Raw genomic sequence first — 25,111 nt, 5'->3', positions numbered from 1 at the left:
CGCTTTCGCCGCTGGAACAGCGAAGCGCCCGGATTCCACGGAATCCGGGCGCTTCGCTGTTCATCGCTCAGTTCCCCGGAATACTCAGGGCGGCAAGGACGTCCGTTGCCGTGGTGACCGGGAGGTCGCAGACCGAGCCACGGCAGATATAGGCGGCGGCCTGGTCGCCGACCTTGGGGCGGTCCGTCAGCAGCGGTGCGCTGCCAGGTGCGCCGCGCAGGATCACCGCGCCGCCGGGCGCGGATTGCCTTGCGGCCCGGAGCAATTCGTCGCCCTGCTCCGCATCGGCGGCGACGGCGACCTGGATCGGGCCGCGCAGGGCGGCTTCCGCGACGGCCAGCCACTGGCCCGCCGAGCGGGGTGCCCGCGCCAGAATGAGCGCACCGCGATTCAGCGTGGCGTCGGCGAGGTCGCGGTAGCGCGTGGCGCGTTCCGGGTCGCTGAGCGCGGCGGCGGTGAGCAGCGCTTCGGCGAGCGCGGAGGCTCCGGCCGGGGTCGCGCCGTCCATCGGATCGCGGGGACGCGCCACCAGGGTTTCGGCATCGTCGGCGGTGTCGAACCAGCTGCCCGCAGCCGTCGGATCGGCGAAGTGGGTGATGGCCGCGTCGAGGATCCGCTGTGCGTGCCCGAGCCAATCCTCGCCGGCATCTACCTGGTAGAGCGCGAGCAATCCCGTTGCGAGCCAGGCATAGTCCTCCAGCACGCCCGGCGACGAACCGGCCACGCCGCCGAGCGATGCCCGCAGCACCCGATCACCGGCCACGTGGGTGTCGAGCAGGAACCGCGCACATTCGACAGCCGCCGCCGTGCCGGGCGAATCGGGGTCGGCCGCACCCACCTCGACGAGTCCGGTGATCGCCATGCCGTTCCACGCGGTGATCACCTTGTCGTCCCGCTCGGGCTGCGGGCGCAGCTCGCGGGCCTCGCGCAGGACAGCGCGAATCCGCTCCAGCCGCTGCACGTCCGCGGCGTCCGCCTCCCCCGTCCCTGGATCGGTGTACCGCGTGAGCACCGAGGTGCCGTGCTCGAAGGTGCCGGCCGTCGTGACACCGAAAAACTCTGCGGCCCAAGCCCCGTCGATCGCGCCGAGCACGCCGTTCAACTCCGCGGGCGTCCACACGTAGGTGGCGCCTTCAACCCCGGGAGCTCCGGGCTCCACGTGCGTGTCGGCGTCCAGCGCCGAGGCGAACGCCCCCTGCGCGGTCCGCAGATCCGTCAGCAGAAACTCCACAGTTTCCCGAGTCACCCGCAGCGGCAACCCATCCGGCGCTCCGGCCGCCCGCGCCCGCCGTGCCAGATGCGCGTACACCCGCAGCAACTGCGCATTGTCGTACAGCATCTTCTCGAAATGCGGCACCACCCAGGCGGCATCCACCGAATACCGCGCGAACCCGCCCCGCAGCTGGTCGTAGATCCCACCCCGCGCCATGGCATCCGCCGTGATCGAAACAACCTGCAGCGCAACCTCGTTCCCACTGCGCTCATACCCCCGCAGCAGCCCCTCCAGCAGCGCCGAAGGCGGAAACTTCGGCGCACCCCCGAACCCGCCGTGCTCATGATCCACATCCCGCAGCACCGCCGCGACCGCATGATCCAGCAGCTCCGCTCCGACCGTCACATCACTGTCCGGCAGCCCCCCGGCCTGCTCCCGCAACGCCTCCCCCACCTGCTTGGCCGCCTGATCCACCTCCCCCCGCCGATTGCTCCAGGTATCCGCCACCGCCGTCAGCAACTGCGTGAACGAAGGCATCCCATGCCGAGCCGTCTTCGGGTAATAAGTCCCGCAATAGAACGGCTCCCCCGCAGGCGTCAGAAAACAGGTCATGGGCCACCCACCCTGCCCCGTCATGGCCACGGTCGCATTCATGTACACCGCATCCAGATCAGGCCGCTCCTCCCGATCCACCTTGATACACACGAATTTCGCGTTCATCAGCTCGGCCGTCGCCTCGTCCTCGAACGACTCGTGCGCCATCACATGACACCAGTGGCAAGACGAATATCCAACCGACAGCAGAATCGGCACGTCCCGAGCCGCCGCTTCAGCCAAAGCCTCGGCACCCCATTGCCGCCAGTCCACCGGATTGGCGGCATGCTGACGCAGGTAAAGCGATGTGGCACTAGCCAATTGGTTCACATCCACCAACCTCCTATGTCGAACCGGCGCACAACACGCTCGGACCAGCCTCGATCCATACCCGAAGCCTGGACTCCGCAAAACTGGCACATTTGTCCCACTATCACCCAGTGAACTAGTGCGCCATCACATGAAGAGTAGTGCGCCATCACATGAAACCGGCTCGACCGACGAGCACCGACCATGGAGGGGGCAAACTTCGACACACACTGTCGAAAAGCGCGTTGGCGGGATCGTGCATGCCGATCACGGAACTCAGTTCACCTCTTGGGTTTTCGGCGAGAATATCGGCCCCGTGGGCCTGCTGCCGCACTTCGGAAGCATCGACGACAACCTGGGCAACGCGATACTGGAAAGCTTCCGACCCTCGATGCAGTTCAGTTTCGAGCTTCGCGACCCAAGTGGAGTGACACTCGTGAATCGCGGTGTCGAGCCGCACCTGCGGAATGGCGTAGCGGCCGGTGTCGGCGACGATGCGGGTATCGATCTACATGGCCGGGGTCATGGCGATGCCGATGGCTTGCCCCTTGACGGCGGCGATCACCGGTTTCCGCGAAGGTGGACAAGCGAGCTCGCACCGTTACATGGTGCACTGTAACGTTATTGGCAGGTGTGCCAAGTCATACCCGTGTGCCGTGACAGAACACGGTCCGGAACAGACAAATACACCGGCAGGCGGAAGCGGCGTCCGATCCTGCCATCGTTTCCATCGGTATCAAGAGGAAGGCGCCCTCATCGACGAGGGCAAGGGCATGAGATCTCATCGAGTTCGCCGCGCCAGGAATTACCTGGCAATCGTCGCGGCCGCAGCACTTCTCCCCACCGGAACCGGGGCCGCGCAGCCGCCCGCCATCACCCCCGACGTCACGCGAGAGTTGCGGGACATCGCCGACACCGCCGTCGAGCGCGCCGACTGCCACGACGCCGCGCTCACCGAAACCGGTCTGCAGGGCGATGTCCCCGCCGCCGATCGCGGCAGCGGGCGCAGCACACTCGGCTACAGCTGCAACATCACTCGGATCGGCGGCTACACCGGACGCGGCGGCGGCATCACATCCACCAGCTTCGACCACTGCGTGTATCTGGGCAGCTTCTTCCCCGGCGATCTGCTCGGGCCCTCGAACGGCGTCCAGGTGCTGGACGTGTCCGATCCGGCGAATCCGGTACCCACCGCGAACCTCACCGAACCGGCGATGCTCGCCGGCACCTGGGAGAGCCTCAAGGTCAGCCCGGCCCGGAAATTGCTGGTGGGCGTCGGTGTTCCGGCCATGACCGGGTACGGGCTGATCTCGGTCTACGACATCTCCGACTGCGCGCACCCCGTCCTGCTCAATCCCGGCCCGGGCACCAGCCTGTCGATGCCCGTCCCGCTCACCGGCCACGAGGGCGCGTTCTCCCCGGACGGCAATACCTACTGGTCCTCGGGTGTCATCCCGGGCATCGTCAGCGCCGTCGATCTCACCGATCCAGCTCGGCCGCACGTCATCTGGCAGGGCATGCCGGGCTACTCCATGCACGGTATGGGCCTGAGCGACGACGGCAATCGCATGTATCTGACGAACAATATGGGCGGGGTGAGCGTGCTCGACATCAGCGCGGTCCAGCGCCGCGATCCGGATCCGCGGGTACCGGTGCTGACCCAGCTGACCTGGACCGACGGCATGGCGACCCAGCACGCCATCCCGGTCACCTATGGCGGAACCCCGTACGTGTACACCGTGGACGAGGCCGGATCCGGCGGGGTCAAGCTCATCGACATCTCCGACGAACGCCACCCCGAGGTGGTGAACTCGATCAAGCTGGAGATCAACCTGCTCGAAAACCGCACCGAGGCAATCGCTTCGAGCATCGGCGGCTCGATCTTCGCCTACGACTCGCACTACTGCTCGGCCGATCGGCCCGTCGACCCGACGGCGCTGGCCTGCGGCTGGATCTCCTCCGGCATCCGGATCTTCGATGTGCGCGACCCCCTCCGGGTCCGCGAGATCGCCTACTACAACCCGCCCGCGCGCACCGGGCAGAACGCCGAGCTGTGGAACTCGCCGCATGCGCTGGCCTCCATCATCGGACTGCCGCTGCTGAACCTGCCGTCGGTGACACAGGCGATGGAACGGGGCGCGTTCGATCCCGCGCTGGCCTGGAACTCGCGGGGCGGACAGCCGGTATTCGGTGATCTGTCGAGCGACTGGTGCATGTCCGCACCCGAATGGCATGGTTCGACACTGTGGGCCTCCTGCGCGGACAACGGCTTCATGACACTGGCGTTGTCCCCGGACGTCTACACCCCTCCGGCCGACCAGCGTTCGACCATCGGATCGTGACACGTTCCCCGGGTGGGGCTCGTTCCCACCCGGGGCCCGCGCCGCACGGTGGCGCCAGTTCCACCGCATCCGGGCCAGGTTCGGTTGCGCTCAGGCGAGCCGCTGATCGAATACCCCGGTGCTCGCACCGGTCGCCGAATCCACGGTCACCACACGGAGACTCGCGGTGGTCGCGTTCAGATCCAGCACCATGAAGCATCCGTCGTAGCCGCATCGGCCCTGCCGAAGGGGCGCGGCGTGCCCCCTCGGCAGGAAGAGCGGCCGATCGGCCACAGCCGTCACCGTAGGCGGAGTCCGGTCACCGCGGCTCGTGACCGGACGACAAAGATTCCGGGAATCCTGTGCTCGTGTCACAAATCCGGCGCGGACGCGAGGTCGGGGGCGGCCAATGTCGGCAGCATCGCCAGCGCGACCTGTAGTTCCAGCACGCCGGTGTCGGCACTGCGGCCCAAAATCGACTCCGCCTGCTGCACCCGGTAGCTGACCGTGTTCGGGTGCACGGTCAACCGATCGGCGGCGCGACGCCGACTGCGGTTCTCCTCGAGATAGACCGCCAGCGTGGTGGCCAGCCGGTAGGTGTTCTCGTCGGAGGCGGCGAGCGGCCCCAGCACCCGGCTCACGAAGACCCGGGCGTGCTCGCGATCGACCGTGCACAGCGCTGCGACGGCGACATCCCTGTACCGCGTCACCGTTTCCGCCCGCGCGCCGATCAAGGTGGCGACCCGACGTGCGTGCTCCGCGTCGAGATGTCCGCGCCGGAATCCGGTCAAGCCGTGGCCGGTTTCGCCCACGGCTGCCCGCACCCCCTCGGGTAGACGCTCGGCTCGGCCGAGATCCTCGAAGATCCCGGAGCCGAAGGGTTCTCGGCGGCTGGCCCAGCCCGCGAGCAGCAACGCACCGCGATGATGCGTGAAGGTGGTCTCGGCGCCGAGCCTGCGGGCGAGTTCGCCGAATGCCGTACCGAGTAATCCCTGCGGATCGCCGCCGTCCCGATCGCTGTCGAGCCACAGCACGACCGCGATGTGATGCCGGTTGAGGTCATACCGCAGGCGCGAGGATGCCCGCGCCGCATCGCGTTCCCGCTCGGCGAGAATGTCGGCGATCGCCGCCGCGTGCGCCGCCGCGGCGCTGCGCATCCAGTCCTCGCGTTCGAACTGGTAGGTGTGCTCGGCCCGGATCATCGCCCCGTCGGTATAGGCGAACAGCCACCCGGTGGCCAGTTCCAGCGCGGTCGCCAAGTCGGCGGAATCGCGCGCGGCGGCGGTGATCCGGACGAGCATCCACTGCCAGACCCGTTCCTGAGCCATCCGGTAGAGCCGCATGATCTCCGATGGTGGGATCCCGCGCCGCACCCGCGACCTGATCAGCGAGAGACCCGGCTCGGGAAGCTCGAATCGCCTTGGATCACTCGCCCTTTCGATAGTCTCCACCAGCTGGAGCACGTGAGCCAGAATGCTGGCCGCGCTTTCCTGGACGGCCTGCGCGTCGGGAAACAGCGCGGGCAGTTCGGCCCGCATCCGCTCCACCGCCTCGCTCGTCAGCTGTGGGGCACTGCGGCCAAGCTCGCGTGCGATCGGACGCAGGATGATCCGCCAAATCTGCTGTGCCGCAGCGGGAATGACCGGCGTCCAAACGATCGGCTCGCCGTCGGCGGGCACGGAATCCGCGCGCCCGCCAGCAAGCGGGCCCGACGGTTCGGCGTACGACGTCACCGTGACCGCACCCCGTGGGACGCAATCACGTAGAGCGCTTCCGCGACACCGGACACGAACGACTCGGCGTCCTCGCCGCCGCGCAGCAGCGCATGGAATGTCGTCGCACCGGAAAGGATCTCGAAGAGCAACTCGGGGTCCGCGCCGGGCGGGATCCGGCCGTCGTCCACCGCGCCGCCGAGCAGCTCCGCGAACCGCTTGCGGGCGGGAGCGCCGATGGCCAGCAGCCGGCGGCGCGCGTCCTCGGTCTGTGAATCGGCGAGCAGCCCGGGCACGCCCGCACGCGCGGCCGGACTCTCGGCACGCGCCAGGAAGATGCGCACCCAGGTGGCCAGGTCCGCTCGCAGATCGCCGGTCGGTTCGGGCGGCGGGTATCCCCCCGGCCCGTGAATCGCCTCCTCCAGCAATGCCTGCCGTGTGGGCCAGCGCCGATAGATCGCCGGGGTGTTCACGCCGGCGCGTTTGGCGATGGCCACCACGGTGGTCCGCGGGTAGCCGACTTCGGCGAGCAGGTGCCGGGCCGCGATGAGCACCGCGAGATCCTTGTCCGTGTCACGTGGTCGCCCGGGACGCGGCTGTTTATCCGAAGTCACTATTACATAGTAGGCTGTTACGTTATTGCCGGTCGCGCGGTTCACGTGACCGACCCACTGGAGAACCCGGTTCTTCGACCTTTCCCACGAAGGCGCCCCGCAGCAGAGGCAGTACATGACTCCATCCCCCGCTCCCCGCGCGCGGCGATCCACCCCCGCCGGCACGCGGCGACGCTGGATCACCGGCGCGGCCCTGAGCTCGCTCGCCTTGCTGCTGCTGGTGCTCGGCGCCGCCGGACGGCCCCTGTTCATCACCGAGAACCCCTCCCCCACACCGATTCTCGATGCCACCGAGATCGGATTCGCGCAGGATATGCTTGCCCATCACCAGCAGGCGCTGGTCATCGCGCAACGCCTGAGCCCCGACGCCGACCCGATGGTGCGCAGGCTGGCTCAGCAGATCTCCGACAGCCAGCGGTTCGAGATCGGCATGCTGCTGGGCTGGCTCCGACTGACGAATGCCGGACCCACCAACAGCCACCCGATGGTGTGGATGCACGGTGCGGGCGAATCCACGGTGACCGGGCACGCGCATCCGGCCACGACCTCTGTCGCGAGCCCGGCGACCGCCACCATGCCCGGAATGGCGAGCATGACCGAACTCGACGCACTGTCCGCGGCCTCGGGCCTGGACGCGGAAATCCTCTTCCTGCAACTGATGCAGCGCCACCACTACGGCGGCGTCGCCATGGCGCAGGCCGCCAACGCGCTGCTCACCGGCGGCCCGGTCAAACTCGCCGCCCGCGACATGGTGACCACCCAGGGCCAGGAAATCGGTTTCATCGGATTGCTGCTGACCCAGCGCGGCGGGCTCGGCTGAAACCGGGAGCGCCGTCTCGCCAGTGCGGTGTCCACGAACCTCAGCGGGGAATCCGCCCCCTTGTCATTCCCGCGCAATGACGGGGAAGGCCACCCGGCCAACGGTGGTGGACACCACACTGGCGACGATCGCGCCTCGGGTTCGGCGTGCGGCTCAGGCGCGGGTGGTGATCTCCTCGATCGCGGCGCGCACCGTCCGAATCCCGGAAACTCCGGCGAATTCGATCGATTCGTGGTGGAAGTCGCGCAGGCGGGCGGCGGTGCGACCGCCGATCCGCGGTCCGGCCAGGGTGAGCGCGTCTCCGGCGAGCTCGGCCGCCCGGTCCGGTTCCCCCAGCATCAGATGCAGGCGGGCCAGCGATGTCATGCTCATCGCGGGGTGGACGATATTGGCGGGCAAGGGAGTTCGATCCATGCCGAATGCCGCACCGGCCAGCCGCGGCCGGGTTCGCACCAGATGCCGGTAGCCGGGGCCGAGTAGTTCCGATTGCCTGCCACAACTCGGCCAGGTGCGCCGGGGACCGAGCAGCAGGCTCAGATTCAAGGCCGTCAGGCTCCGGTCGATCGCGGTGTCCGCGGACGGGTGCGCGGCCGCCGCCAGATGACACTCGGTGGCGTATGCGGTTTCCCGCTCGAATGCCGCGGTGTCGCCGACGATCCCGTACGCGGTGGCCTGCAGATGCGCCAGGGTCCCCCGCAGCCGCGGCGTCGCCGACCGCCGGGCGACGAACTGCGCCAGTTGCGCGACCTCCAGCCCGTCCCCCGGCCGGCCCTGGTCGAGGTACTGCAGGGCCAGTCCGGCCAGCGCGGCGGCGGTCAGACCGGCGTCGCCGGCAGTGTGCGCCAAGCGCGCCGAACCCAGGTAGAACCGCCGGGCGGACTCGGTGTCCTCGACATCCCAGGACATGGCGGCCGCGATGTCGGCGAGTTCGGCGCCCACCCGCAGGGCCTGCTCGGCTTGCCCGGTACCGGGCGAGAGCTGTCGCAGTCGAGGAAGATTCGCCTCCAGCCAGTCGATCACGGCGCGCCGGGGCGGCGCCGACTCCGACCATTGCAGACCGCGTGCCCACTTCGCCATGCGCTCGGCCGCGATCAGTTCCGCGAGCGCCTGCCTCGGTTCGGCGCCGCTCGTGGGAAGGATCGGCCGCAGGAACGCCGACAACTCGATCGACAGGTCTCCCTCGTCCCGCGTGACCACCGGAAGCCGTGTGTAGAGCGAACTCAGCGAGATCCCGAGCGCCGATTCGTAGGCGGTCACGTGCTCCTGCCGGACGACGCGCGCACCCGTCTCCAACTGCCCGAGGTACGGCTTCGAATAGTTCGTGCGGACCGCCATACCCTGCAGGCTCAGCCCCGCGTCCAGGCGGGCCGTGCGCAACGCGCGCCCGATCTCCGTCATGCGCCCGCCTCTCCGCGTGCCGATCGGTCATACCGGATCGAACATTTCGTCAGAATACGTCCGCGGGTACCCGCCGTCTGCAACTGTCTGCAGAACGATCCGGACCGGCCCGGACCGCTGCCGACGCCCCTAACGTCTGCCATCGTGAATCACAGCAGTCGAAAACTCGCACGGCAGCGCGGCCGTGTCCATGCCATCACAGCGGCGATCGCGGTGGCCTTCGCGGCGCTCGCGGCCGTGACACCCGTCCAGGCCGCCCCGGATTTTCAACCCGGCGGACCGATCGAAGCCACGTACCACGCGACGGGCACGCATCCGGTGACCAAGCGATCCGGGATCGACTGCTGTACATCCACCGGGGAGTCCTACGACATCTGGTACCCGGCGGATCTCGGTACGAGCGGACAGCGCCATCCGATCATCGCCTGGGGTGACGGCACGGCGGCGCATCCGCGGGAGTACGACTATCTGCTGCGGCACCTGGCCTCCTGGGGTTTCGTGGTGATCGCCCCCGATCTGACCAGCACCGGCTCCGGCGCTCAAATGCTCGACGCGCTGGCCTACCTGACCCGGCAGAACGACGATCCGGCCGGCGAGTTCTACCGGAAGCTCGATACCGAAACACTCGGCGCGATGGGGCATTCCCAGGGCGGGCTCGGCACGCTCAACGCGACCGCGCGCTCGAACGGCCTCATCAAAACGGCGGTCACCCTCGAAATGCCGTCGCCGGCCCTGTGCTCGAGCCTGCCCGCCCTGGTTCCCGGCCAGAATGTCTGCGACATCCCGGCCGGGCAGATCTCGAGCCCGGTACTGCTCATCACGGGCACGGCGGCCCCCATCTCCAGTGTGGGGACGACCGGCGGGGCCAATCAGGTCATCTACGACGCGCTGCCCGCCTCGACACCCAAGTTCCGGGCAGAGCTGATCGATGCCAGCCACAACGACATCCAGGGGCAGCCCGGCTGCACCACCTTCGGCTGCAACCACGGGGTCGACGGCTACCTCGGGTACCTGACCGCATGGTTCATGGACCGACTGCGCGGCGACGCCCAGGCGCACCGCGTATTCGTCTCCGAGACAGGCGAACTCCTGCACAACGCGCACTGGACCGGCCAGCAGACCAATATCGATTGAAAGGGAAAGACCCGAACATGGACGACCGCATCGACCAGTTGCTGGCGAAGCTCGACCTAACAGCGAAACTACGACTCGTCTCGGGTGCCGGGCTCTTCCGTCTGGCCGGCGAACCCGTCATCGGACTCGCGGAGATGCCGATCTCGGACGGACCTTCCGGCGTGCGCGGGGAGAGTATGGCCGAACCCGATCCATCGGTGAGCCTGCCGTCGGGCACCGCGGTGGCCGCCACGTGGGATCCGGAGTTGCTCACCGAGATCGGCGCGCTCATCGCCGCCGAAGCGCGTCGCAAGAACGTGTACGCGGTGCTCGGGCCGACCATCAACCTGCATCGGTCACCGCTGGGCGGAAGGCATTTCGAATGCTTCTCCGAAGACCCGCTGCTCACCGCCGAGATGGCCGCCGCCTACGTGCGCGCGGTGCAGGACCACGGGGTCGCCGCGTGCCCGAAGCACTACGTGGCCAACGATTCCGAGACTGAGCGCTTCAGCGTGGACGTCCAGGTCTCCGACCGCGCGTTGCGTGAGCTCTACCTGTACCCGTTCGAACGCGCCGTCGAGGCGGGGGCGTGGATGATCATGGACTCCTATAACGGGGTGAACGGCACCGCCATGTCGGACAATCCGCTGCTGGGCGAACCGCTCAAGGGCGAATGGGGATTCGACGGCGTGGTGGTCTCGGACTGGGGTGGCGTCCGATCCACCGCGGCCGCCGCGGGGGGAACCGACCTGTGCATGCCCGGCCCGCCGATGCTGTGGGGTGAGCCGCTGCTCGCCGCGATCCGGGCCGGCGAGATCTCCGAGGACGCGATCGACGAGAAGGTGCGGCGCATCCTGCGATTCGCCACCCGGGTCGGCGCGCTCGACGGCTCCCCCTGGCCCACCACGCACTTCTCCGATAATGGCGCGCGGAACCTGGTACGACGCCTGACGACCCAATCGATGGTGCTGGTCCGCAACGACGGAACGCTCCCGTTGCGCACGGGCACGCGGGTCGCGGTGCTCGGACCGGCCGCAGCCGAACCTCGCATCATGGGCGGCGGCAGCGCCACGGTGATCCCCACCCACATCAGCACTCCGCTGGCCGGACTGCGCGCCGTGCTGCCCGTGACGCACACCCCGGGCGTCCGCCTGATCGAGGGGCTGGTCCCGGCACCGGCGGGGCTGACCACCGATCCGGAGATCGGCACGCCCGGTGTGCGGGTGCGCTACTTCGACGGCGCGACCGAGATCGGTGCCCGGCACAGCAGCACCGCCCATGTCGTGCTGCTTGGTGACGAAATAGCTGCGCGTGCAACACATATGGAACTGCACGGGCTGGTGCGCGCCGATACTGCGGGCGACTGGCAGATCGGCTTCGGCGGCACCGGTCCGGTCCGGCTCGACGTCGACGGGGTCACGGTGCTGGACGAGGATGTCGTCGACGAGGCGGGCGATCCGGTCGCGGCGCTGATGGAACCGCCGCAGCGGTCCGTGACTCGCACCCTGACCGCCGGTCAAGTGGTCGACGTGCGCGTCACGATCGCCGTGCCGGAGGCCATGCCGGGACTCGGCGTCCTGCTGGCCGTGCTGCTGGGCATCGCCCGGCCACAACGTCCCAAGGACGAAGAGTTCGCGGCAGCAGTCGAATTGGCCCGCGCGGCCGAGGTGGCGGTAGTCGTGGTCGGCACCAGCGAGAAGATCGAGAGCGAGGGCTCCGACCGCACCTCGTTGCGCCTGCCCGACCGCCAGGACGAACTCGTCGCCGCAGTGGCCGCCGTCAATCCGCGTACGGTCATCGTCGTCAATTCCGGTGCGCCGGTGGAGATGCCGTGGCGTGACGACGTCGCAGCGGTTCTGCTGACCTGGTTCCCGGGACAGGAGTTCGGCGACGCGCTGGCGAATGTGCTCACCGGCGTGGTCGAACCGGGCGGGCGACTGCCCACCACGTGGCCCCGGACCATCGCCGACGTCCCGGTACTGGACACCACACCGGAGCACGGCGTCCTCGAGTACACCGAGGACATTCACATCGGCTACCGCGCCTGGCTGCGGGCCGGGGCCGAACCCGCCTACCCTTTCGGGCACGGACTCGGTTACACCACCTGGTCTTCCGAGGATCTGACCGTCTCGGAGCGCACGGCGCGCCTCACCGTCGCCAATACCGGCGACCGCACCGGAAAACAGGTGTATCAGGCATACCTGTCCCGGGCGGAGAGCGCGATCGATCGGCCGGTGCGGTGGCTCGCCGGATTCACGGCCGTCACACTGGAGCCCGGGCAGACCCGCACCATCGACATCGCTTTGTCCCGACGCGCTTTCGAGCACTGGACTCCCAAGGGCTGGACGATCGAGCCCGGCGTGTTCACTCTTCAGGTCGGGACATCAGTCGCCGATCTTCCCCACACGGTGGATATGCGCTGATCGACGTCACCGCTCGCCCCACCTGCGCGGGGCGAGCGGTTCGCGTTATCGCGTGAGTCAGCCCAGTAGCTGTCCGATACGGGTGGTGCGGAAGCCGGTGAGGTTCACTTCCGGATGCAGCTACTACACCCGATTCGCAATGCGCAGCACGGGAACCGACAGCATCGCGGCCACCAGGACCCTGTTGTAGCGCAGATGCTCGAACGGCTCCGCCGCTGACACCGGCCGCTCCCTCGCAGACCCCCGAGCCATCCTCGAACTCGGCACAGCCCTGCGCGCCCTACCACCACGACGGTTGCCATCTAATTAGCCCAAAACAGGCGTTCTACCTGCCTAAATACGGCTAGCAACCTTAACCATCACATGGCACCAGCGGCAAGACGCGTAGCCGATGGACAGCAGAATCGGCACGTCCCGCGCCGCCGCCTCAGCCCACAGATACGGACTTGTCAGAATGGCAAAGGTTGCCTCGCCATCACACCTCAGACCGGTGGGCCATCACATAGAGATGCAGTGAGCCAGCACCTCCCCTTCGAGATCCCCGGCTCGCCCCAATGGATGGGCGGGCCGGGGATCGCTGTCGATCAGACGTGCGCGACCGCTGCCCTGGTCGGTTCGCCTTCGCGTGCCGTCGTTTTCGGGATCAGGGCGGTGGCGATCAGGCCCAGCAGGACGAATCCCGCTGCGAGGTACCCACCCAGCTCGACGCCGGCGGTCATCGCGGTCCGGCCGACCTCGGCGATCTGCTCGGTCTGCGGCTGGGCCGCGTAGCCTTCGATCGCCGCGCCCGCGCTGTCGGTGATCGCGTGCGCGTGCTGCTCGGCTTGGACGGTGGCCATACCGTCCGCGGTGAGACGGTCGGTGACCTGCGACCCAAGCGCCGTGAAGAACACCGTGGTCAGGACCGCGATCCCGAGCGCGGAACCGAGTTGACGGAAGGCGCTCTGGATACCGGACGCCTGCCCGTTGTCGTTGTCCGGGATGTCGGCCAGCACCACATTGGTGACCTGAGCGGTCGCGAAACCGACGCCGATGCCGTACAGGCACAGGATCAGCGCCAGTGCCCACCACGAGTTGTCCGGGGAGGCGAACAGCGCGAGCATACCCAGGCCGACGACCTCGAAGGCCAGGCCGAGGCGGACCAGGTTCACCGGCGAGACATTCTTGTCGGCCAGACCGAAGCTGGCGCCGCTGGCGATGAAGCTACCGATGGCGATCGGCACCAATGCCAGACCCGACTGCACCGCGCTGTAGCCGAGAGTGAACTGCAGCCACAGCGGCAGCACCGCGACGATGCCGAACTCGCCGAGCCCGATGATCAGCGTGGCGATATTGCCATTGCGGAACGAGGCCAGCTTGAACAGGCTCAGGTCCATCAGCGCCTTGTCGGCGTCACGGCCACGGCGCAACAGCACCTGACGGCCGAGGAAACCGGCCAGCGTCACCACGGCCAGCATCAGCGCGACCAGCACCGGAGACGGTCCGCTGTCCCAGCGGAAGCCACCGATTTCCAGCGCGTTCTTCGTGGTGATCCAGCCATAGGTACGCCCCTCGACCAGACCGAAGGCCAGCAGGCCCAGACCGAGCACCGACAGCACCGAACCGACGATGTCCAGACGTCCCGACCCGCGCGGCGAACGCTCGATGCACATCAGCACACCGATCACGATCACCACGGCCAGCGGCACGTTGATGCCGAAAGCCCAACGCCACGAGACATGTTCGGCCAGCCAGCCACCCAGCAGCGGGCCCAGCGCGGCGGCCGCGCCGATGGTGGAACCCCACACGGCGAACGCCTGACCACGAGCCTTACCCGTGAACGTGGCATTGAGTAGCGCCAACGAGGTCGGCAGGATCATCGCCGCACCCGCGCCCTGCAAGAACCGCGCGACCACGAGCAGACCGCCACCGGGCGCGAGCCCGGCCAGGATGCTGGTCACACCGAACACGACGACACCGGCGACGAAAACCCGCCGCGCGCCGATGATGTCGGCGATGCGACCGACCACCAGCAGCAGCGCCGCGAACACGATCGCGTAGGACTCCTGAATCCATTGCGCCTCAGTAGAACCCGTGTTCAGGTCCTCGATGATCGACGGAATGATCACGTTCACGATCGTGGTGTCGACCACGATCAGCGCGACGCCGAGGGCGATGGCAAGCAAGCCGAGCCAACGCAGCAGCGATGCCTTCACCTCCGGTTCGACCGTTTTCGTCTCATCCACCGAACATTTCCTTCCATGATGGAATCATTCCATTGTGAAAGTACATTCGGTCGGAGTAGGTTGTCAAACGGTGTCGCCGATGCCACTCCGGTGCGAGAAAGGTGGGCAAGGGCCGATGAACCACCCGGCTACTCGGGCTCAGCAGGATCAGCTGACCGAAGGACTGCGCGCCCATGGCGCGAACTATCGGGAGTTCAGCCGCCGATTCGCGGCCTGGCTGGGCCTGCACTCCACCGACGCCGAGGCGCTCATCGAGATCCTCGGCGCCGAAGAACGCGGCGCGGCACTGTCGCCCGCCCGCCTGAGTGAACGCATTGCGCTGTCGCAGCCCGCCACCACGGCGCTGCTGAACCGGCTCGAAAAGGCCGGCCATGTGCTGCGCACGCGCGAGCACAGCGACCGGCGCATCGTCACCTTGCGCGGCAGTACGAGAGTCCACGACCTCGCCGACGAGTTCTTTCGTCCACTCGGCGAGGAGGTCGCCGCTGTCATGGGCCGCTACTCCGCTGCGCAGCTACAGCAGTTCGAGAACTTCCTGACCGAGCTGACGGATGCGATGAATAACCAACTCGCCCAGCCGATCCCGCCATTGCCGCACCGGAATACGCAGGGCGGCTGAGAGTTACGAACTATTCGGCAGTGCGGGATATCCAGGCGATCAAGTCATCCTCCACCTCATCGCGGTTGGTCTCGTTGAGGATCTCGTGCCGAGCACCCGGGTAAACCCGGTAGGTGATATCGGTCAGCCCGGCGTCGCGGTATCGCCTGACCAGCAGATCGCTCAACCGCAGACCGTCGTTGAGCGGATCCTGATCGCCCACCATCACGTAGAGGGGCAGATCGCCGGGAACGGTTGTCGGCTTCGAAAGCCGTTCGGCGGCAACCGAAGCCAGCAGGGCCATGTTCTCCGGGTCGATCTCGAAGCCGCACCAGGGATGCGCCACATACGCGTCGACCTGCGCTTCATCGCGACTGATCCAGTCGGAAGGCGTGCGGGTGGGCTGGAAGCGAGCGTTGAACAGTCCGAACAGATCTCCGTCAGCCGCCGCGATCAATGCGAAAAGCTGGTCGACGGCGGTGGTTCCGCACAGCACGACGTCGTCGACCAGGCCCGAGTGCTCGAGAATGTACTGCTGGACGGCGAAGGATCCGAGGCTGTGCCCGAACAGCACGACCGGGACGCCGGGGTGCGTGGCGCGCAACAGCCCGGTCAGGTGCACGAGATCTTCGACCAGCAGATTCCACCCGTTGGCCCCGAGGTCGCCGGGCCTGGCGGCGACGCTGTGGCCGTGCCCGCGATGATCGGGGGCGTAGACGGCGTAGCCGTGCTCGGCGAGTCTTTCGGCCAGATGGCTGTAGCGGGCGGCGTATTCGCCCATCCCGTGCGCGATCTGCACGATCCCGATCGGTTCCCGGTCGGTCGGCAGCCATTCCCGGACATGGATGATGGTGCCGTCGCTGCTGGTGAAGGTGGCCATTCGAGGTGCTCCTGCGATGTCGAGGAATGAAATAGGGAAGGCGGCAGCGTGTTTCACGGCCGGGCGATGGCGCGTTTGAGGATCTTGCCGCTCGGGCCCGTGGGCAATGCGTCGAGCAGCCACACCTGGCGCGGGTATTTGTAGGCGGCAATGCGGTCGCGCACGAAACTCTGGAGTTCCTCGCCGGTCGTGTTCGACCCCGGGCACAGCACGATCGCGGCGACGATCTCCTCCCCGAGATGATCGTCGGCGATGCCGAAGACGGCGGCCGCGGTGACGTCGGGGTGTTCGTAGAGCAGTTCCTCGATCTCGCGGGGGTAGACGTTGTATCCGCCGCGAATGATCATGTCCTTCTTGCGATCGACGATGTAGTAGTAGCCGTCGTCGTCGCGGCGGGCCAGATCGCCGGTGCGGAACCAGCCGTCAGAGATCGCGGCCTCGGTCGCCTCGGGGCGATTCCAATAGCCGGACATGACATTCGGGCCCCGGACCGCGATCTCACCGATCCCGTCGATCACATCCACCAGCTCGACCTCGACATCCCGGATCGGCACCCCGATCGAGCCGGGTTTACGCGGTCGTCCGGTGTGGTTGAACGTGACCACGGGGCTGGTCTCCGACAGGCCGTAGCCCTCCAGAATCTCGCAGCCGAACCTGTGCTCGAACGCGGTGAGCAACTCCACCGGCAGAGACGCGCCACCGGATACGCAGCGCCGCAACGACGTAACATCCGCTGCTGCTGCACCCGCGTCGTGCAGCAGCGCGGAGTACATGGTCGGCACTCCGGCGAAGACGGTGACCTGGTCGCGGGCAATCGCTTCGAAGACCGCGGCCGGCTCGAAGCGCGGAATCAGGGTCAGTGCGGCACCGCTGTAGATCGCGGCATTGAGCGCGCAGGTTTGTCCGAAGGTGTGGAACAGTGGAAGACAGCCGAGGATCGCATCGTCGGAACGCAATTCCTGCACGGTCGAGGCGTACACCTCCGCGTTGTGCGCGAGCCCGGCCAGTGTCAACGCCGCGCCCTTGGGCTGGCCGGTTGTCCCCGAGGTGTACAGGATCACCGCGACCTGATCGAGCTCCACGTCCGGGCTGCCATGACGCGGCACGTGCTGGCTGAGCAGGGTGGCGAACGACACTGAATCAATCGTCCGGACCACGGTGCCGGTTTCGGCCGCGCCTTGCGCACCCTCCCCGGGGCCGTCCTTCCAGTCGAACAGCAACCGGGCACCGGAGTCGTCCAGGTAGTAGGCGACTTCGCGTGCCTTCAACAGCGGATTCATCGGCACCACAACGCATCCCGCCCGCAGAATGCCGTAGTAGAGGACAACGAACTCTGGCACGTTGGGCACCATCAACGCCACCCGGCAACCGGGGGTCACACCCTCGTTGAACAGCATCGAGGCAACCCGGGCGGTCTGCTCCTCGAGCTGCGCGTAGGTCAGGACCGTCTCGTCCAGCCGCACCGCGACCCGGTCCGGTGCACGCAGGGCCGACTGGAGCAGATTCACGGTCAGGGAGCGCATCGTCAACTTTCCGATAAGGCGAGAACTTCGCCGAAAATCGTCGCACCCCTGTGACCGCGATCCCATGGATGCGCGAACAATATCACCGGCACGGCGACTGTCCTCGGCGACAATGGCGAACCGGTAACCTGCGGTAATGCCTCGACCAACGCCGCCGGACGCCATCGTCGACGTGGCCGATCTGCTCCTGGAGAACATCGACGACCTCGGCCTGCGGCTGGCCCAGCGTTTCCTGGTCGAACTCGAGACCTACCGCAACAAGGCACAAGTCCCCTTCGACACCATTCAGACCTCCTGCACTCGCAATCTCACGCTGATGCTGCGGCACTTCACCACCACCGCACCCGTCGACCCGGAACCACCGAAGGAGACCGGACGACTACGCGCGCAGCAGGGCGTACCCCTCGCCGAGACCTTGCACGCTTTCCGCATCGGCTTCGAATTCCTGTGGTCCGAACTGGTTTCCGCTTCCCGGCAGCACCCTGAGGTCACCGATGCCATGCTCGTCTCTCTCGCCGCCGAGGTATGGGCACTGTCGGGCGAATATGCCGTCGCGGTCGCCACCGCCTACCGCGAGACCACCACAGAACTGGTCCTGCAACGCGAACACGAACGCTCGGTACTGGTCGAAGCCCTGTTCACCGGCATGATCGCCGACCCCACCACACTCGGCGAAGCCACCCGAATCCTCGGCCTGCCACCCACCGGCCGCTACGTCGTCGTCGCCGCTGAAGCCCCCACCACCGGCCGCGAGGCCCTGCCCGGCATCGAAATCGCCTTACGCGCAGCACAAATCACCTCCGCCTGGCGACTACTCCCCGACCAGCAGATCGGCGTCCTCTCCCTGCCCGAACCCCGAGAATCGGCTGCGCTCAAGGCATTACGTGCCCACCGCATCCGGGTGGGAATCAGCCCGCCCTACGACGCCCTGCCCGAAACGCCGCAGGCGCTGCACTTCGCCCGCCTCGCCCTTGCCGGGCTGCGCGACCGCCCACGCGGCGTGGCCCGCTTCGACGATGACCCCCTCGCCATGCTCATCGCCGCCGCACCCGTCGAAGCCGAACGCATGACCCGAATCTCGCTCGGCCCGCTCCTGGCCCTCCCCCACGAAGAGCGCGAACGCCTACTGCAGACCCTCCGCACGTGGTACGACTCGAATGGCTCCGCCGCCGACACCGGCCGGCAACTGTTTCTGCACCCCAACTCCGTGCGCTACCGCTTGCGTCGCATCGAGGAAGTCACCGGCCGCTCCCTCACCGACCCCCGAGCCATCCTCGAACTTGGCGCCGCCCTGCGCGCCCTACCACCACGACGGTCGCCATCACAGTAACCCAAAACAGGTGTTCTACCTGCACAAATGCGACCAGTAACCTTAATAACTCACATGACACCAGTGGCAGCTCGCGTATCCTACGGACAGTAGTATTGGCACATCGCGCGCGGCCGCTTCGGCCAGCGCCTGCGCATCCCACTCCCGCCAATCCACCGGATTGTCCGCGTGCTGACGCAGGTAAGGCGATGTCGCACTTGCCAATTGATTCACTGTTTCAACCTCCCACGCCGGCCGAGCACACCGTGTGACCCGTGCATTGCCCCATGGGCTCAGATGCTGCACAAGCGCACAACCGCCGAACAGCCTTCCATCCGCCCCGTGACAACTAGTGCGCCATCACATAGGACTACCTGCATCCTCATTGTGCCAAGCGGTCCGGACGACTCACCCGTCAACCTTCGGGGCCCGCACTGGCTGGTTCGACAAGCGCGAGCCGGGGTTAACGGCTGTTCGGCCCGCCAACCCGAGGTCGACATCAGCAGGAACGAGCAATCTACGCCGTTCCACGCTTGTGTCGGTTCGGCCCGCCCCCATGCACCAGACACGCCCCAACAGTAGATGCGCCGGGGCTAGGCCGTGGTGATGAACAATCACCACGGCCCAGTCGGTCTAGTGACCACCAGTGATGTGTTGAGCACCCGGTCGATCCACACCCAGGAGGCACCCTCATGACCGACTCTCGCCCGGCCGAGGAGCAGGCCACACCGACCGGATGGACCGTGGGGTTGTCGCTGACCGGCGCGGCAGTATTGTTCCTGGTGCTGCGGCTGCTCGCCGTCTCGAAATACGATTGGCGCCTGGCGTTCTCGATGGCGGGCACCATCGGCATCGACGACGTCCCCCGCATGGTGATCGGCACCTTGATGGCCGACCCGCGCCTGGTCGGCGTCGTCCTGGCTGTACTGCTGCCCGCCACACTCATCCACCAGATCGGGCTCGGGCGACTGGGCTGGGACAGCATCGGCACCATGGCCGCGCTACTGATCGTCGCGCTGGCGACCGTGGCACTGGTGAGTACCTACCACCTGTGGTGGGTACTCGCGCTCGCCACAGCCGTCGGTGCGCTGCTCGCCCTCCCCCTGCTGCTGTGGCGTCGCCACCCCACCGCCCGGCGCTTCGACTGGCTCGTCGACCACACCAGCGTGCTCATGCTGGCCGCCGCGTTTATCCTCGCGGCCACCGTCGGTGTGCCCTGGGTATCGCTGGAACGCATCGAAACCCCGACCGCCACCATCCACGGCTACGTCCTCGAAAACCCGCCAGGATTCCTGAAAATCCTGACCGAGGACCGCCGCGAAATCACCATCATCAACACCACCGAGGTGCAATCACGCACCGAGATCCCACCCGAGTAAGCCTGCACCCGACCCGAACCCGCGACCGGGCTCGACCAGTCGTGCCTGCCGTTCGAATCGCCGCCACTACATACGGCGAACGCGACAATTGGGTTGCCGCCTGTTCGCTTCGCTGTTAGGTTCGACGACGTCTTGTTCAGCCGCAGCATTTCGACCGGGAGGTGAGTTGATGACCGCGCCGATGATCGCTGTCGTCCTCGGCACCCGGGGTGTGCTCGTCGTTCACGCCTGAGCTGATCTGCCCCTTTTCTTCTGAGCCGCCGGCTACGGTCCGATAGCCGATTGCTGGTTTCGCTGTGCTGTATCGACAGTGGTCACTTCTCGCATGTTGTGGTCCTGCACTTTCCGATACACCACCTTCAGGAGATGTCCCCCCATGTCCAGCAACCACACCTGGCTGACCCGATCCGAGACCCCTTCCGATATCGCGGCAATCCGTGCGATCACCCTCGCAGCCTTCGATACGGCCGAGGAGGCAGACCTCGTCGACGCGTTGCGCGCCGATCCAGCATGGATCGAGGGCTTGTCGATGATCAGCGCCGACGCTGACGGAACTGCCGTCGGTCACGCCCTGCTGACCCGCTGCCATATCGGCACGACGCCGGCGTTGTGTCTGGCTCCGTGCGCTGTGCTGCCCGAATTCCAAAGCAGCGGAGCGGGTTCGGCAGTGATCCGCGCGGCCTTGCGTGCTGCTGCCGAACGCGGTGAATCGTTCGTCGTCGTGCTCGGCCACCCGCACTACTACCCGCGATTCGGGTTCGAGCGTGCGATCGACCACGGTGTCGAGCTCAGCATCGAGGTGCCCGCGGACGCGCTGATGGTCATGAGCCTGACCGATCAACCGCTGCCTCGCGGAACGGTGACCTACGCGGTGCCATTCGGGATCTGACCGCACGCCGATCCTTTGAACCGGGCCGCGCTCAGCGCCGCAGCCGCTGGGCGCGAGCGCGGTTCCGGTCCATGCCGACACCAAGGGCGACTCGCCGTGTGCATCCTTCCACTGGATCCGAGCCCGGAGATACTGGCCGAACGTCTGCGATTCCCTCTCAACGAACTGCTCTCCTACAGGAAGGCGAGTACATGGCGTACATGGCGCACGGCGTGATCGCACGCGCGAAGCAAGCGCCGGTGGAAGTGGCCGAGATCGTCGTGCCGGATCCGGGGTTCGGTGAGGTGCTGGTGCGGGTGCAGGCCTCCGGTGTGTGCGAGACGGACCTGAATCATCGAGACGGCAAGGTGGGCGGCGGTTTTCCGTTCCTGCTCGGGCATGAGGGCGCGGGGGTGGTGGAGGCGGTCGGCGACGGCGTGACCGACGTCGTACCGGGCGATTTCGTCATCCTGCATTGGCGCGCGGTGTGTGGCGCCTGCCGCGCCTGCCGCAGAGGCAAGCCCACCGACTGTCTGTCCCCGTTGACCGCCGGCCGCCCGACGACACTGGCCGACGGCACCCCGCTCACCCCGGTCCTCGGCCTGGGCACCCTCGCCGACAAGGTCCTTGTGCATCAACGCCAGTGCATCAGAACCGATCCCGGGACCGCTCCCGTCACGGCCGCTCTGCTCGGGTGCGGAGTCACCACCGGAGTCGGGGCCGCGCTCCACACCGGCGGCGTCCAACGCGGTGACAGCGTCGTGGTCATCGGCTGCGACACCATCGGCTGCGCGGCCGTCGCCGGAGCCCGACTGGGCGGGGCGACCATCATCATCGCCGCCGACGACGACCCGCGGAAACTGGGCTGGGCCGAACACTTCGGCGCCACCCACACCCTCGAGAACACAGTCGATCTCGTGCCACGGGTCAGGGAACTGACCGACGGCTTCGGCGCCGACGTCGTCCTCGATGCCATGGGCGGACTCGACACCTGGAAGCAGGCCCTGCGCGTTCGAGCCCAGGCCGGAATGCTCGTCATGCTCGGTCTGCCCGCACCCGAGCTGATCCTCGACATCGCCCTCGTCGAATTGCGTGCTCCCGGCGGCAGTCTCGCGTCCGCCTGGTACGGCGACAGCCTGCCCACCCGCGACATTCCCGCTCTGGCCGCCCTGCACCGTCAGGGCCAACTCGACCTGGACGCCTTCGTCACCGAAACGATTGCGCTCACGCAGGTGGAAAAGGCCCTCGAGAAACTACGACACCGCGAGGTGCTGCGCTCGGTCGTAATACTGGAGCCTGCGGGGTGACGTCTCTCGCTCACATCATTGTCACCTAACTCTGCGGGTTTCCGACCGCCTGGCCTATCTCGCCGATGACCTGTCCGGCCGGTGCGCCGGCGTCCTTGCTCGTCACCGAGAAACGCACTCCGGTGGTCAATTCGGACGGGGTGCAGACGAATTCGGCGGTTACCAGCAGTTCCATTCTTTCGGCGTCGGCGGCGCATACGCGCGTGCCGTTGCGGGCTCCGCTCAGGACGAGGGCGGCCATCGCACCCCACTGTTCGTGAGTCGGGCTCTGCAGGGTGATCGGCCGGTTTCCGGCGACCTCGGCCATCGCCGCCACGGCCCCAGAAGTACAGCGTGTAGAGCGCCGCCCCGCCGAGCAATGGCACGAAGAACAGGAACTCCGCGTGTCCACGGATGAGCAATCCGCCCGCCACCACCACGACTCCGGCCGGCCGATCAGGCTCAGCGTCCGGCGGACTCGCCTACCGTGGAAGGTGCACGGACTGCACTACTCGGACCGGAGCTGAATATGGTTGTGCACCTGGAGGATTGGCCGTGGCCGGAGCGCACGTTCATGGCGCGGCTGAGCCCGCCGTCACGGAATGCGCTGCTGACGCTGGGAACCCAGGTTTTCTACCCGCCGGGCCGGGCGGTGATGCAGCAGGGCGCCTACGGCACCACGACCTACCTGCTGCGTTCGAAGGATATCGGCCGCACCGCGTGCGCCAAAATCACCACGGCCGACGACAAACTGCTCGGGATCCGGGTCAGCGGTGATGTCGTCGGCTATCTCGGTGCGCTCGATCCCACCGCACGTCGTTCCTCGACCGACACCACCTGCACCGCCACGATCGTGCACCACATTCCCGGCGAGGTCTTCGAGAACTTCCTGAACCTGCACGCGGACGCGTGGCAGGCCCTGTGCCGCACCATTGCCGACCGGCTCGCCTGGTCCGAAGCACGGCGACTGGACTTCGGCGATCGCCCGGTCCCGGTCCGGCTGGCCCGGCTCCTGGCCGAACTCGGCGAAGCCTACGGCCGGTTCACGACGGAAGCGGGCACGGCCCCACCGGAAATCGAGATCACCGTCCGGCTGTCGTACGAAGAACTGGGCGACCTCATCGGCGCCGGAGTCGATGCGGTCGGTCTCGCCATGCGCGAACTGCGGACCGCGCGGCTCGCCGAGCTGCGCACCCGCCGCCTGATAGTCCGAAACATGGAGGGGCTGAGGAAATTTGCCGATCTGACCTGAAAACCGCGGCCGAAACCGCGCCACCCGCCGCCGGCCTCGGTCATGCCATCCACTACCACACGGCGGCTCGATTTCCTGCCATACCAAGGTATTACACGGAGCGAGATCCCGGCCGATAGCTTCGGCGTATCGCACTCGTCACCGCCACGCGGCGCCCGAGCAGTGCCCAGCTCCGAGGAAGATCTATGACTACATCTGCCGTGGTCCCCGAATCGACTCCACCCTCATCGCGGCCCGGCCGTGCCGGCGGTGACTACGCGCGGCTGCTGCGCCGCGTCTCCGACGCCGGGTTGATGAACCGGCGCCCGGTCTACTACACGATCCGGCTCGGCCTCGCCGGGCTCGCGTTCGCCGGCGGGTGGGCGGCGTTCGTCCTCGTCGGCGATTCGTGGTGGACGCTCGCGGTCGCGGCGTTCATGGCCGTGACGTTCGCTCAGGTCGCACTGGTCATGCATGATGTCGCGCATCGTCAGGTCTTCCGGTTGCGGCGGCCGACGGAGATGGTGGGGCGAGTCGTCGGCAATGCCGGCATCGGCCTGGGCTACGGCTGGTGGCAGGACAAGCACACCCGGCATCACGCCAATCCGAACCACGAGGACCTCGATCCCGATGTCGCACCGGACATTCTGGTCTGGTCGCAACGGCAGGCGAGGTCCAGTCGTGGCCTGGCCCGGGTCATCGGGCGGGCGCAGGCGTACCTGTTCTTCCCGCTGCTGCTGCTCGAGGGCGTGAACCTGCACGTGGCCGGTGTGCGTGCGCTGCGGAACCGATCGGTCGCGCACCGTGGAATCGAGGGCGCGCTGTTGTTCGGCCATTTCGCCGCGTACCTGGCCGCGCTGTTCGTGGTGCTGCCCGCCGACAAGGCCATCGCGTTCCTCGTCGTCCACCAGGCCCTGTTCGGCCTGTACATGGGCTGCATCTTCGCCCCCAATCACAAGGGCATGCCCACCCTCACCGGTGACGCCCGGCCCGACTATCTCCGCCGGCAGGTGCTGACCTCCCGCAATGTGCGGGGTGGCAGGTTCACCGACTTCGCTCTCGGCGGCCTCAACTATCAGATCGAACATCATCTGTTCCCGAGCATGCCGACCCCGAATCTGCGGCACGCCCGGGTGATCGTCCGCGACTACTGCGTCGAGATCGGCGTCCCCTACCACGAGACCGGGCTGATCTCCTCGTATCGGGAGGCGCTGCGCCACCTCCACCACGTCGGCGCGCCGCTCCGCAGCGCGACCGGCGGCCGGGTCGCGAGTTAGGCTGTAACCGAACGATTT

Annotated in this window: 20 protein-coding genes and 3 pseudogenes; 12 read left to right on the top strand and 11 right to left on the bottom strand. The window is 67.3% G+C overall.

The window, feature by feature from the left end; genetic code table 11:
• Positions 1-67: 67 nt before the first annotated feature.
• Positions 68-2,137, bottom strand: coding sequence for a thioredoxin domain-containing protein (locus tag H0264_RS11020; protein WP_181583870.1), 2,070 nt, complete (start codon positions 2,135-2,137; stop codon positions 68-70).
• Between the two features lie 226 nt (positions 2,138-2,363).
• Here H0264_RS11020 and H0264_RS38545 point away from each other — a divergent pair.
• Positions 2,364-2,513, top strand: a pseudogene (locus tag H0264_RS38545) (IS3-like element ISAar24 family transposase); the annotation flags it as partial.
• Between the two features lie 376 nt (positions 2,514-2,889).
• A complete protein-coding gene (locus H0264_RS11010; RefSeq protein WP_181583868.1) occupies positions 2,890-4,458 on the top strand; it encodes an LVIVD repeat-containing protein in 1,569 nt (522 codons plus the stop codon).
• Positions 4,459-4,548: 90 nt separating this feature from the next.
• Here the strand turns inward: H0264_RS11010 and H0264_RS11005 are convergent, their stop codons facing one another.
• The 3 genes from H0264_RS11005 to H0264_RS10995 all read right to left on the bottom strand — a co-directional run bounded on the left by H0264_RS11005 (position 4,549) and on the right by H0264_RS10995 (position 6,763).
• Positions 4,549-4,731 carry a hypothetical protein gene (locus tag H0264_RS11005; protein ID WP_181583867.1) on the bottom strand — a complete coding sequence of 61 codons (183 nt, stop codon included), beginning with the start codon at positions 4,729-4,731 and terminating at the stop codon, positions 4,549-4,551.
• A 77-nt stretch (positions 4,732-4,808) separates the two neighbouring features.
• Entirely contained in the window at positions 4,809-6,170 is a 1,362-nt protein-coding gene (locus H0264_RS11000) for a PucR family transcriptional regulator (RefSeq protein ID WP_244976156.1), read from the bottom strand.
• The gene (locus tag H0264_RS10995) at positions 6,167-6,763 is read right to left on the bottom strand and encodes a TetR/AcrR family transcriptional regulator (protein WP_231083163.1); all 597 of its coding nucleotides are present in this window, start codon (positions 6,761-6,763) and stop codon (positions 6,167-6,169) included. Before H0264_RS10995 ends, H0264_RS11000 begins: the two co-directional genes overlap by 4 nt.
• A 115-nt stretch (positions 6,764-6,878) precedes the next feature.
• Between H0264_RS10995 and H0264_RS10990 the strand changes: the two genes are divergently transcribed.
• On the top strand, positions 6,879-7,583 hold the full coding sequence (locus H0264_RS10990) for a DUF305 domain-containing protein (protein WP_181583865.1): 705 nt from the start codon (positions 6,879-6,881) through the stop codon (positions 7,581-7,583).
• A gap of 153 nt (positions 7,584-7,736) precedes the next feature.
• Here the strand turns inward: H0264_RS10990 and H0264_RS10985 are convergent, their stop codons facing one another.
• On the bottom strand, positions 7,737-8,981 hold the full coding sequence (locus tag H0264_RS10985) for a helix-turn-helix domain-containing protein (RefSeq protein ID WP_181583864.1): 1,245 nt from the start codon (positions 8,979-8,981) through the stop codon (positions 7,737-7,739).
• A gap of 144 nt (positions 8,982-9,125) precedes the next feature.
• Here H0264_RS10985 and H0264_RS10980 point away from each other — a divergent pair, with 144 nt between their 5' ends.
• On the top strand, positions 9,126-10,115 hold the full coding sequence (locus tag H0264_RS10980) for a poly(ethylene terephthalate) hydrolase family protein (protein WP_181583863.1): 990 nt from the start codon (positions 9,126-9,128) through the stop codon (positions 10,113-10,115).
• Between the two features lie 17 nt (positions 10,116-10,132).
• Complete coding sequence (locus H0264_RS10975) at positions 10,133-12,517, top strand: glycoside hydrolase family 3 C-terminal domain-containing protein (RefSeq protein WP_181583862.1); 2,385 nt, start codon at positions 10,133-10,135, stop codon at positions 12,515-12,517.
• Positions 12,518-12,874: 357 nt separating this feature from the next.
• Here the strand turns inward: H0264_RS10975 and H0264_RS39310 are convergent.
• Together H0264_RS39310 and H0264_RS10965 are read right to left on the bottom strand one after the other, a co-directional pair.
• Positions 12,875-13,003, bottom strand: a pseudogene (locus H0264_RS39310) (DUF255 domain-containing protein); the annotation flags it as partial.
• 98 nt (positions 13,004-13,101) lie between these two features.
• The gene (locus tag H0264_RS10965; protein WP_231083167.1) at positions 13,102-14,742 is read right to left on the bottom strand and encodes an MFS transporter; all 1,641 of its coding nucleotides are present in this window, start codon (positions 14,740-14,742) and stop codon (positions 13,102-13,104) included.
• 115 nt (positions 14,743-14,857) lie between these two features.
• Between H0264_RS10965 and H0264_RS10960 the strand changes: the two genes are divergently transcribed.
• Positions 14,858-15,361: a MarR family winged helix-turn-helix transcriptional regulator gene (locus H0264_RS10960; RefSeq protein ID WP_181583861.1), complete on the top strand. Its 504-nt coding sequence runs from the start codon at positions 14,858-14,860 to the stop codon at positions 15,359-15,361.
• A 10-nt stretch (positions 15,362-15,371) separates the two neighbouring features.
• Here H0264_RS10960 and H0264_RS10955 read toward each other — a convergent pair whose 3' ends face one another.
• A complete protein-coding gene (locus tag H0264_RS10955) occupies positions 15,372-16,220 on the bottom strand; it encodes an alpha/beta fold hydrolase (RefSeq protein WP_181583860.1) in 849 nt (282 codons plus the stop codon).
• 53 nt (positions 16,221-16,273) lie between these two features.
• Entirely contained in the window at positions 16,274-17,743 is a 1,470-nt protein-coding gene (locus H0264_RS10950; RefSeq protein ID WP_181583859.1) for a long-chain-fatty-acid--CoA ligase, read from the bottom strand.
• Between the two features lie 136 nt (positions 17,744-17,879).
• On the opposite strand from H0264_RS10950, the gene H0264_RS10945 reads away from it, so the two are divergent.
• Positions 17,880-19,073 (top strand): PucR family transcriptional regulator, encoded by a 1,194-nt coding sequence (locus tag H0264_RS10945; protein WP_181583858.1) that lies wholly within the window; start codon positions 17,880-17,882, stop codon positions 19,071-19,073.
• 51 nt (positions 19,074-19,124) lie between these two features.
• On the opposite strand, the pseudogene H0264_RS39185 reads toward H0264_RS10945, so the two are convergent.
• Positions 19,125-19,286, bottom strand: a pseudogene (locus H0264_RS39185) (DUF255 domain-containing protein); the annotation flags it as partial.
• Between the two features lie 458 nt (positions 19,287-19,744).
• Between H0264_RS39185 and H0264_RS10935 the strand changes: the two are divergent.
• The 3 genes from H0264_RS10935 (at position 19,745) to H0264_RS10925 (ending at position 22,606) form a co-directional block, all read left to right on the top strand.
• Positions 19,745-20,431 carry a hypothetical protein gene (locus tag H0264_RS10935; RefSeq protein ID WP_181583857.1) on the top strand — a complete coding sequence of 229 codons (687 nt, stop codon included), beginning with the start codon at positions 19,745-19,747 and terminating at the stop codon, positions 20,429-20,431.
• A gap of 376 nt (positions 20,432-20,807) precedes the next feature.
• Positions 20,808-21,320, top strand: a complete 513-nt coding sequence (locus H0264_RS10930) for a GNAT family N-acetyltransferase (protein ID WP_181583856.1) — start codon at positions 20,808-20,810, stop codon at positions 21,318-21,320.
• A 191-nt stretch (positions 21,321-21,511) separates the two neighbouring features.
• On the top strand, positions 21,512-22,606 hold the full coding sequence (locus H0264_RS10925) for an alcohol dehydrogenase catalytic domain-containing protein (RefSeq protein WP_181583855.1): 1,095 nt from the start codon (positions 21,512-21,514) through the stop codon (positions 22,604-22,606).
• A 25-nt stretch (positions 22,607-22,631) separates the two neighbouring features.
• On the opposite strand, the gene H0264_RS10920 is transcribed toward H0264_RS10925, so the two are convergent.
• Positions 22,632-22,922, bottom strand: coding sequence for a hypothetical protein (locus tag H0264_RS10920; RefSeq protein ID WP_181583854.1), 291 nt, complete (start codon positions 22,920-22,922; stop codon positions 22,632-22,634).
• 192 nt (positions 22,923-23,114) lie between these two features.
• On the opposite strand from H0264_RS10920, the gene H0264_RS10915 reads away from it, so the two are divergent.
• Both H0264_RS10915 and H0264_RS10910 read left to right on the top strand, forming a co-directional pair.
• Positions 23,115-23,837 carry a Crp/Fnr family transcriptional regulator gene (locus tag H0264_RS10915; RefSeq protein ID WP_181583853.1) on the top strand — a complete coding sequence of 241 codons (723 nt, stop codon included), beginning with the start codon at positions 23,115-23,117 and terminating at the stop codon, positions 23,835-23,837.
• A 185-nt stretch (positions 23,838-24,022) separates the two neighbouring features.
• The gene (locus H0264_RS10910) at positions 24,023-25,093 is read left to right on the top strand and encodes a fatty acid desaturase family protein (RefSeq protein WP_181583852.1); all 1,071 of its coding nucleotides are present in this window, start codon (positions 24,023-24,025) and stop codon (positions 25,091-25,093) included.
• The last annotated feature ends 18 nt before the right edge of the window (positions 25,094-25,111 follow it).

The sequence above is a fragment of the Nocardia huaxiensis genome (assembly GCF_013744875.1).
In the GTDB taxonomy this organism is placed as follows: domain Bacteria; phylum Actinomycetota; class Actinomycetes; order Mycobacteriales; family Mycobacteriaceae; genus Nocardia; species Nocardia huaxiensis.
The sequence above is the reverse complement of the archived record's forward strand: the minus strand, read 5'-3'. Positions and strand labels throughout refer to the sequence as shown.